At 73.4% G+C, this 8,936-nt stretch carries 8 protein-coding genes; 6 read left to right on the plus strand and 2 right to left on the minus strand.

The annotated features are described in order from the left end of the window. Positions 1-20 precede the first annotated feature (20 nt). From N555_RS0109595 to N555_RS0109610, 4 genes are read left to right on the plus strand one after another with little or no spacing between them, the layout of a single operon-like run. On the plus strand, positions 21-1,298 hold the full coding sequence (locus N555_RS0109595; protein ID WP_156036291.1) for a hypothetical protein: 1,278 nt from the start codon (positions 21-23) through the stop codon (positions 1,296-1,298). Continuing rightward, positions 1,295-2,200, plus strand: coding sequence for a glycosyltransferase family 2 protein (locus N555_RS0109600; RefSeq protein WP_081866096.1), 906 nt, complete (start codon positions 1,295-1,297; stop codon positions 2,198-2,200). Before N555_RS0109595 ends, N555_RS0109600 begins: the two co-directional genes overlap by 4 nt. After that, positions 2,197-3,567, plus strand: a complete 1,371-nt coding sequence (locus tag N555_RS0109605) for an oligosaccharide repeat unit polymerase (protein WP_029431273.1) — start codon at positions 2,197-2,199, stop codon at positions 3,565-3,567. The genes N555_RS0109600 and N555_RS0109605 overlap by 4 nt, the downstream gene beginning before the upstream one ends. Positions 3,568-3,598: 31 nt before the next feature. Further along, on the plus strand, positions 3,599-4,678 hold the full coding sequence (locus tag N555_RS0109610) for a glycosyltransferase (RefSeq protein ID WP_029431274.1): 1,080 nt from the start codon (positions 3,599-3,601) through the stop codon (positions 4,676-4,678). Between the two features lie 19 nt (positions 4,679-4,697). Here the strand turns inward: N555_RS0109610 and N555_RS26755 are convergent, their stop codons facing one another. Both N555_RS26755 and N555_RS0109625 read right to left on the minus strand, forming a co-directional pair. Next, complete coding sequence (locus N555_RS26755) at positions 4,698-5,780, minus strand: GNAT family N-acetyltransferase (RefSeq protein WP_051683876.1); 1,083 nt, start codon at positions 5,778-5,780, stop codon at positions 4,698-4,700. Next, positions 5,777-6,478 (minus strand): sugar transferase, encoded by a 702-nt coding sequence (locus tag N555_RS0109625; protein WP_051683877.1) that lies wholly within the window; start codon positions 6,476-6,478, stop codon positions 5,777-5,779. Before N555_RS0109625 ends, N555_RS26755 begins: the two co-directional genes overlap by 4 nt. 396 nt (positions 6,479-6,874) lie before the next feature. On the opposite strand from N555_RS0109625, the gene N555_RS29095 reads away from it, so the two are divergent. Together N555_RS29095 and N555_RS0109635 are read left to right on the plus strand one after the other, a co-directional pair. Next, on the plus strand, positions 6,875-8,335 hold the full coding sequence (locus N555_RS29095; protein WP_051683878.1) for a tyrosine-protein kinase domain-containing protein: 1,461 nt from the start codon (positions 6,875-6,877) through the stop codon (positions 8,333-8,335). Between the two features lie 5 nt (positions 8,336-8,340). Continuing rightward, on the plus strand, positions 8,341-8,936 hold a 596-nt coding region (locus N555_RS0109635), incomplete at its 3' end, for a nucleoside-diphosphate sugar epimerase/dehydratase (RefSeq protein WP_369794019.1).

The following is an 8,936-nucleotide window of genomic DNA, read 5'->3' on the forward strand; positions in this document are numbered from 1 at the left end:
CTCCCGGAGGCGCGCCGCCCGTGATCGCGGCGGAGGGGATCCCGTCCAGCCGTGGCCTCCGCGGTCCGCTGGCCGCACTGCGGGCCGGCGGCGTGATCGACCTCCTCGTCGCCCAGGCCGTGCCCCTGGGCGTCACGTTCGTCCTGACGCTCGTGTCGGCGGCCCTGCTGGGGCCCGAGCGGCGCGGCGTGCTCACCGTCCTCCTGACGGGCTCCCTCCTGATCGGGGCCCTGGCCTACGGCAGCCTGCACGTCCCGGTCGTGGAGGGACTGCGGGTGCGCGACCGCAGCAACCTCCGGCACGGGATCCGGCTGGTCGCGGCGATGTCCGCCGTCCTCGCGACCGGCGGCGTCGTCGTGATGGTCATCGGCGAGCTCACGCACCGCGGAGCCGGGTACGGGACCGCGACGACGGTCGGCTTGAGCATGGTCGGCGGCGCCATCCTGGTCGCGGAGCTGTTCGCCGGCCGGGTACTGCAGGGTCTGTCCCGCAACCGGGGCTACCAGGCGGTCGTCGTCCTGCAGAGCCTGCTCTACCTCGCCGGGGCGACGCTCGTGCTCGCCACCACCCGGTCGCCGTTGCTGGTCTTCGGCGCCTGGGCCCTCTCGATGCTCGCCGGCCTGGCCCTCGCCGCCACACTGCTCGCCCGCGACATCCGGGAGCGCGGTCCCTGGGCCGAGAGTGCGTGGACGTGGCAGATGTTCCTGCGCTCGGCGACCGCGAACAACGTCGGCAGCATCGGGCAGATCGTCATGCTCCGGGTCGACGTGCTGGTCGTCGGCGTGGTCGTCGGCCCCGCGGCCGCGGGCGTCTACGGGCTGGCGCTGTCGCTCACGGAGCTCGCGCTCATCGTGCCCGAGGTGTTCGCCCTGTCCGTCTACTCCAGTCGGGCCCGGTTGGACGGCCCGGGCTGGCACCGGTACCTGCGGCGCACCCTGCGGATCAACTCCGCGGTGATGGTCCTGTCGGTGACCGCCATCGCCGCGGCCGCGATCATCCTGCACCTGGGGCCGCTGGCCGACTACGACGGCCTGGTCCTGATCGTGCTCCTCGTGCTGCCGGGCGCCGTCTGCGCGGGCTACTCGCGCGTCGCCCTCAGCGCCCTGCAGGCACTGGGCCGTCAGTCCCGGGTGTGGACCTTCGGCGTCCTCGCCCTGGTCCTGGCGTGCGGCTACGTGCCGGCCTCGATCCTGGCGGGGGCCAACGGCACCGCGGTGATGTCGACCGTGGCCTACGCGGTGACCGGCGCGTACCTGTGGACGAGCCTGCGAGCGGCCACCGCGGAGGTCCCGGCATGACCAGGACGTCGGTGGTGATCGTGGCGTTCCGATCGGCCCCCTACCTGGAGCGGGGTCTCCCCCCGCTGCTCGCGGACCCGGCCGTCGGGGACGTCGTGGTGGTGGACAACTCGAGCGACGAGGCGACGGCCGCGGTGGTCGCCGCCATCGGCGGCGGTCGCGTGCAGCTCATCGACCCGGGCGCCAACCTCGGCTTCGCCCGGGGGTGCAACACCGGCGCCCGCGCCACGCGGGATCCCGTGGTGACCTTCCTGAACCCCGACGTGCTGCTCGAGCAGTCGCTGGCCGATCTCGTCGCGGCCTGCTGCGCCCAGGGTGACGTGCTGCTGGCCGGCGGCCTGGGTCAGGACGAGACCGACGGCCCGCTGGGGAACGCCAGGCACCGGGTGACGCTGGGGCGGGAGGTGGCCCGCGCGACGCTGGGTGCCCGCTCGTCCTTCCAGACGGTCGCGCCCGGGACCGCGACGGTGCCCGTCGACCAGATCGACGGCGCGTTCATCATGGGGACGCGCGCCTTCCTCGACCGCCTCGGCGGATACGACGAGCGCTTCGAGCTCTACTTCGAGGACGTCGACCTCTGCGACCGGGCCCGCGCCGCGGGCAGGGTCCGGCTCGACACCCGCCGGTTCGGCAGCCACCCCGGCGGTGCCAGCTCCCGGACCGTCGCCGGCCCCTCCTACTGCGTGTTCCGGGTCTCCCGGATCCGGTACTTCGCCAAGCGGCTCGGGGCGGCCGGCGCGTGGGCCGCCCTGGCCGTGGCGGCCCTCGAGGCCGTGGTGCGCACCGTCACCCGTCAGCCCGAGGGGATGCGGGTCCGGCTGCGCGCCCTGGGCCTGTCCGCGCGCGAGACCCTCCGGCCGGGCAGCGTCCAGGTCCTCGACGGGCCGGTGGCCGGCACATGAGCGCCGCGCTGCTGCTCCTCGGCTGCACGGCCCTGCTGATCCCCAGCTGGCAGCGGTTCGGGATCATCCACCCGCTCACCATCACGCTCGCGCTGTGGACCGTTGTCGGACTCCTCTTCGTCCTGCGCCCGTTCAACCTCGAGCAGCCCAGTCTGCGGGTCACCTCGGCCCTGCTGCTGGGACTCGCCGCCCTCTCGCTCCCGGCTCTCCTGCTGGACAAGCGGGCCGAGAGCCGCACCGGACGGGGGGCTGCCGACCGGCGCCCCGTGCAGATGCAGGTGCGACTGGTACCGCTGACCGTCGCCGTCGTCGTCGTCGCGGCCGCGGTCATCTGGGGGACGCTGCAGTACCGCGCCGAGGTGTCCGCGGTGCTCGGCATGCCCTTCGACCAGGTCGACACCAAGCTCATCCGCTGGGCGGAGCTCTACGGGGACCTCTCCCTGAGTGCGCCCGGGGGTCTGGCCCAGTCGCTGGGGCCGCTGCTGGGCGTCCTCGGCATCGTGGGCGGCCTCTACCACCGGTGGTGGTGGTATGCGCTGGTCCCCGTCGCCGTGTACGCGAGCATGCAGTCGCCGTCCCGGACGGGCACTCTCACGGTCGCCGTCACGTGCGTCTTCTTCTTCCTGCTCATGTCCCGTTCGCGCAACGCGTCGCTCGGGCGGCAGTCGGGCGGGTCCGCCTCGCGGGTGGCCACCATCGCGGTCTTCACCGTGGTCGGGGCCCTCGGGCTGGTCTACTTCGGCACCACCGCCCAGGACCTGGACAAGTCCGAGCTGCCGGCAGGGCTCGAGGTGGCCGAGTGGATGCCTGCGGAGTCCATCCAGCCGCTGCTCTACCAGGTGGGTGGGGTCAGCGCCTTCACGGCCGCGCTGGACGAGACCGAGGGGACGGCCAGCCCCTACGGCGACACCGGCCGATCGGTGTACGGCCTGGTGAAGGTCGTCCAGGGGCTCGGGTTCGACGTCCCCACCCCGGCGCCTTTCGCCACCTACGTGGACATGCCGATCCCGTTCAACACCTACACGGCGTTCGGCGATGCCTACTTCGACTGGGGGTTGGCCGGCGTCGTCGGGGTCTTCCTGCTCCTCGGGCTCGTCCTCCACCTCGTGGGCACATGGCCCTCGCGCGGTCATCCGGTGTCGGTCTGGGCGATGAGCCTCATGGGCTCGGTGCTGACCGCGACGCCCATCCACATGCGCCTGCTGGACATCGACATCCTCATGCCCGGTCTCGTCGGATGCGTCGTGCTGAGCCTCGTCCTCCGGCCGGTCCGCGGCGCCGAGGCCCCGGGGGCGACGACGGTCCCCACGGAGTCGGCCGACGAGGGATCCGGGAAGCGCCCCGCGGGCTCCCCCGTGGCCGTCTGACGTGAGTGCGACCGAGAGGACGGAGACAGGCATGGGCGAGGCGGTCCGGATCGGGCTGGTCACGAGCGTGGGCCGCACGCTCGACGGCTTCTTCCCGCAGATCGTCAGCCGGCTGTCCAGCCAGGGGTTCGTGGTGACCTCGGCCAGCGGGTCGCACTCCGACCTCCCCGACTGGACCCCGCTGGCCGGCTTCACCCAGCGCCCCTCGCCCGCACTGGTCTCGGCCGTCCGCGCCCTCCGCGCCTGGTCTCGCACACACCAGCACGACGTCGTCGTCACCAACACGGCGACCGCCTCGGCGATCGTGCGACTGGCCGGCCTGTCCGCCCCCGTCGTCTACTTCTGCCACGGCCTCCACTGGGGGCGGGAGTCGGATCCGCGCGCCCTGCCCTGGCGGATCGTCGAGCGCGGTCTGCTGCGCCGGACGGCCGGGGTCATCACCATCAACTCCGACGACCAGGCCTGGTTCGAGCGGCACCACGCGCCACACGTCCACCGACTGCCCGGTGGCGTCGGGGTACCGCTCGCGGACTTCCCGCGCTCGGCCGTCCCGGACGCGGCGGAGCTCCGGCTCGTCTGGATCGGCGACTTCACCCCGCGGAAGCGGCCGGAGCAGGCGCTCGCCGTCGTGGAGCACCTGGTCGGAGCCGGGGTGCCCGTCACCCTGCGCATGCTCGGCGACGGCCCACTGATCGACACCGTCCGGGAGCAGATCCGCGCGCGGGGCCTCGCCGACGTCGTACGGGCGGACGGCCGGGCCTCCGCCGCCGCCGCCTTGGCGGAGGCGTCCGCGCTGCTGCACACGGCGACGTGGGAGGGCCTCCCGCGCGTCGCTCTGGAGGCTGCCGCGGTCGGCCGTTGGACCTACGGCTTCGACGTCAAGGGCCTGCGGGATGCGCCCCTGGTCCGCCTGGCGCCCGACGGCGACGCCGCGGCGCTGGCTCGGCGGATCGCGGACGACGTGGCTGCCGGGACCGTGCGTTCGGTGCCGGACGTCCGCGACCGGCTGGGCGTGGACGCGGCGGCCGACGGCATCGCCGCTGCCCTGCTGGACGTCCTCGGACGACCGGCGCCCGCATCGGCCGGCCCGGTCCTGCCCGACGCGGGCTGATCACCGATCGGAGCGACTGTCAGGCCGGAGCGCGCCACGGGGGGAAGAACCCGTCGGTCGAGTCGCTCCCCGCGAGCTGCCGGTACCGCTCGGGGTCGTGCACCATCTTGGCGATCTCGAAGGCGCGGGGCTCGCCCGCAGGGTCGAACCTGCGCTTGAAGGCGTAGAGGGAGTCCTGCTCACTGCCCCCGATGCCGCCCCCCAGGTGGAGCCCGGCCATCCCGTGTGCCTGGGCCCACTGCGCCGCCGTGAGGTAGCAGCGGTGCGTCGCACCGAGCGACCGCGCCACGTCGGCGCTCCCCGCGAGGTGGACGTGCAGCCACCGCGTCGAGCCCAGCAGGAGCACCCCGGCGATGAGCTCGCCGTCGGACCGCGCTTCCACGAGCAGCGGCGCGAGCACGGAGTCGCCCACCAGGAGCGCCTTCCAGTACGCATCCGGGAAGTAGTAGAAGTCGTCGGCGTGCTGGCGCCGCATCGTCGTGACGTACAACGCCCGGAACTCGTCGAGGTCGTCCGGCTGGGGCACGACGGAGAACTCGATGCCGGCGCGGTCGGCCCGCTTCGCCGAGTGCCGGTGCTTGGCGTGCATCCCGGCCATGAGGTCGCGCCCGGCAGGGGTCTCCCACGCCACGGTGCTCCCGAGCCGGATCCGCTCCGCAGAGGGAGGCAGCAGGTTCCCGTTGCCCAGCAGGGGGTTCAGGCGGAGGAACGACGTCACGACGCCGTTCTCGCGTGCCCAGGAGTCGAGCGCGGTCCCGAAGGCGGTCGTGTCGGGCTGCCCGAGTGCGACCGGCCCCCCGTATCCGTAGGCGCTGGTCGCATCCCACCCGTCCCCGGCCGGCAGCGGCCGGAGGAGCAGCGGGAGCGCCAGTTCACCTGCATCGTCCCGGTAGTGCAGCACGGTCGGCCGGCTCCCGGGCGATTCCAACTGCGTCGACGCCTCGAGGTACGACCGGCAGGTGTAGAGCTCCAGCGCCCCGAGGCGCTCCAGCACGCCGTCCCAGTCCTCCTCCGGCACGACCCGCAGATCCCGGGCCGGCCGGAGCAGCGGCACCGGGACCGCCGGCCCTGACGTCGTCCCCTTGGCCGTGGCCGAGCTCACCGGCGTTCCACCGCCCTCTCCCGGAGGTCGTTACCGTCAGTGACTCCGGTCACGTGTCCGGAGCCCATGAAGGGCAGCATGTTCGCCTCGCCCGGAGCTGACACTCCGTGACGCTGGAGCACCTTCACCAAGGTGGCCAGGAGGATGCGGAGGTCCATCCGCGGACCCAGGCCGTCGACGTACTCGACGTCGGCGGAGAACTTCTCCTCCCAGCCCAGCAGGTTGCGTCCACGGACCTGGGCGAGGCCCGTGATGCCGGGGCGCACCTCGTGACGGCGCCGCTGCTCGGGGCTGTACCTGTCGAGGTACTCCATGAGCAGTGGCCGCGGTCCGACCAGGCTCATGTCGCCGCGCACCACGTTCCAGAGGCTCGGGAGCTCGTCGAGACTCGTGCTGCGCAGCCAGAGCCCGAAGGGGGTCAGCCGGTCGGCGTCGTTGGCGACGCCGTCCGAGGGGCCGAGCACCCGCATCGTGCGGAACTTGAGGAGCTCGAACGGTCGCCCGTCGAGCCCGGGCCGCTGTTGGCGGAAGAACACCGGTGAACCCAGCTTCCAGCGGACGGCTGCGGCCACGGCCGCCATCACGGGGGATGCCAGCACCAGGCCCGTCGCGGAGACGAGCACGTCGACACCGCGCTTGACGGCGGGGTACCCCGGACGCCAAGGCCGCCCGCGCCGCGCGGGAGGGACCGTCGCCACGGCGCGCTTCGTGCCGACGGTACGACCGCCGGCGCCCGCGAGAGGCAGGGGGCTGGACACGTCCGGGAGGCTATCCCGGCGGGGAGCCGTTCGGGGGGTGACCAGACGCAACGGACGATCATGCACCCGTTCGGATGGATGGCCTAGAGCCGTAATGCTTCGAGCTTCCAATTACTCTGAGTGACGACAGGCCGCAGGGTGCCGCATCTTCCGGACCGTCACGCTCTGTTCACCCATTGCTGCGGCCTGCAGCGTTTACGTTCGCCGTCGTTGCCAGGAGCCGGCGACCCCCGGACAGGGGGACGACGACCTCCCGCACGCCCCGGCGAGAAGCTGCCAGGGCCGGTGACCGGCATCGGGGGACCGTAGGACGACACGAGGACGGACGGACATCGAGTGAGGCGCATCGACCTGCTGACATCGGTACGGCGGCACCGGGCCTGGTTGGTGGCCGGGCTGCTGCTCGGGCTCCTGGTCGGCGGTGTGCTGAGCCTCACCGCGGTGCGGACCTACACCTCCTCGACGCAGTTGTTCGTCGGCACGGCCGGCACCACCGCGACCTCGGACGCGTACGAGGGCAACCTCTTCTCCCAGCAGCGGGTGGCGTCCTACGCCCAGATCCTCACCTCCCGCGAGCTGGCTCAGGAGGTCATCGACGCCCAGCAGCTCCCGCTGACCAGCCGCGAGGTGGCCGCCAAGGTCACGGCGACCCCGCGGCCCGAGACGGTCGTCCTCGACGTACAGGTCACCGACACGTCGGCCGAACGGGCTCAGTCCATCGCGACCGGCCTGGCCCAGGCGTTCACGGCGCGGGTCACCGAGCTGGAGACGCCGCCCGGTTCCACGACGTCCACCGTCCGGGTGGAGACCATCCAGGCGGCGGACTTCAACCCCGACCCAATCAGCCCCGACGTCGTGGGCAACCTGTGGCGCGGCGCGGCCACCGGCCTCGTGCTGGGCCTCGTCGCGGCTCTGCTGATCGGCCGGCTGGACCGGAGCGTGCGCGACGTGGAGGACGCGGAGGGCTCGACGGGGGCCGCCGTGGTCGGCCGGCTCTTCGAGAACCGCGAGCTGCGGCGCAAGCACGTCTCGGGCGGCCTCGGGGACCAGTCCGCCACGGCCGAGGCGTACCGGGCCCTGCGCGTGAACCTCCGCTATCTCTCCGGGGACCGCGCACCCGGCGTCGTGGTCGTCGCGGGCCCGGTCCGGGGCGAGGGTGCCTCGACCGTGGCGGTCAACCTGGCCGTCTCCCTGGCACGGGCGGGCAGCCGGGTCACCCTGATCGACGCGGACCTGCGCCGCCCCCGCGTCCGGCGCTACCTCGGCCTCCCCGACGGCCCCGGCCTGGCCGAGGTCCTCGCCGGCACGTCGGAGCTGCGGTCGGTCGTGCAGCCCTGGGAGGACGGCCGCCTGAGCGTGATCGGCGCGGGCGCCCTCCCGGCCGACCCGGAGGCCGCGCTGGGCTCGCCCCGGATGCGGGCTCTCCTCGACACCCTGCGGGACCAGCAGGACGTCGTCGTCGTGGACGCCCCTCCGCTGCTCCCGGTCGTCGACGGCGCGGTGATCAGCGCCATGGCGGACACCAGCCTGCTGGTCGCCCGCTACGGCCGCACCCGCCGCGAGCACCTGGCCGAGGCCGCCGCCGCGGTGGCACGGGTGCGCGTGCCCTCGATCGGGGTCGCGATCAACCGGATGCCGCGACGCTCGGTCGAGGCCACGGCGGGGTCGCGAACCTATGGGCCGGACTCCCGGCGTCCGCGCGCGGGCGCACCCGTCGGCGCCCCCTCACCGACGACAGACCACAGAGGTACGCGCGGCCCCGGCGGGGCCGATGCCAGTTCGCTGGAGGAAGCGTGAGCGACATGCACGAGTCGGAGTCGGTCGGCGGTGGGGACGACGTCCTCGGGCGGCGCGACCCGTCGACCGTCGAGGTGGCCGGGACGGTCATGCGGGAGCCCAACACCCGGTGGCGGCTCATCCGCCTCGCGATGCTCGCCTTCGACGTCCTGTCGGTCCTGGCCGGCATCGTGCTCGCGACGACGGCCAGGTACGAGGGGTCGCTCGACGAGCTGAACGGCCGGGGTCTGGCCGTCGGTCTGGCGTTGTCGGTCCTGGTCTTCCCGCTCGCGTCGACCTCGCTGCGCCTGCACCAGGGTCGCTACGCGGTGGGCAGCCTCGAGGAACTGCGCAGCCTGGGTGTCGCCGTCGGCATCACGGCCGCCGTCGTCCTCGGCGCGGTCGTGGTCGTCGGTGGGAATCCGCGCCTCCTGCCGCTGAGCGTGCCGCCGATCGCCGCGGTCGTGTCCGTCTTCATCATGATGATGTTCCGGCTCGCGATCCGCAGTCAGCGCGAGGGTGCCGTCCGACCCCGTGCGGGCCAGCGCACGCTCGTGTTCGGCGCGGGCAACGCCGGCGAGCAGCTGATCCGCTCCATGCTCGCCGATCCGTCCAGCCCGTT

Origin of the sequence: Blastococcus sp. URHD0036, assembly GCF_000701365.1 — a bacterium.
Classification (GTDB): Bacteria; Actinomycetota; Actinomycetes; order Mycobacteriales; family Geodermatophilaceae; genus Trujillonella.

Excerpts from the sequence above, each read along its gene's own strand:
- N555_RS0109610 (WP_029431274.1), top strand. The coding sequence starts at position 3,599 with ATGGGCGAGGCGGTCCGGATCGGGCTGGTCACGAGCGTGGGCCGCACG.
- N555_RS0109600 (WP_081866096.1), top strand. The coding sequence starts at position 1,295 with ATGACCAGGACGTCGGTGGTGATCGTGGCGTTCCGATCGGCCCCCTAC.
- N555_RS0109605 (WP_029431273.1), top strand. The coding sequence starts at position 2,197 with ATGAGCGCCGCGCTGCTGCTCCTCGGCTGCACGGCCCTGCTGATCCCC.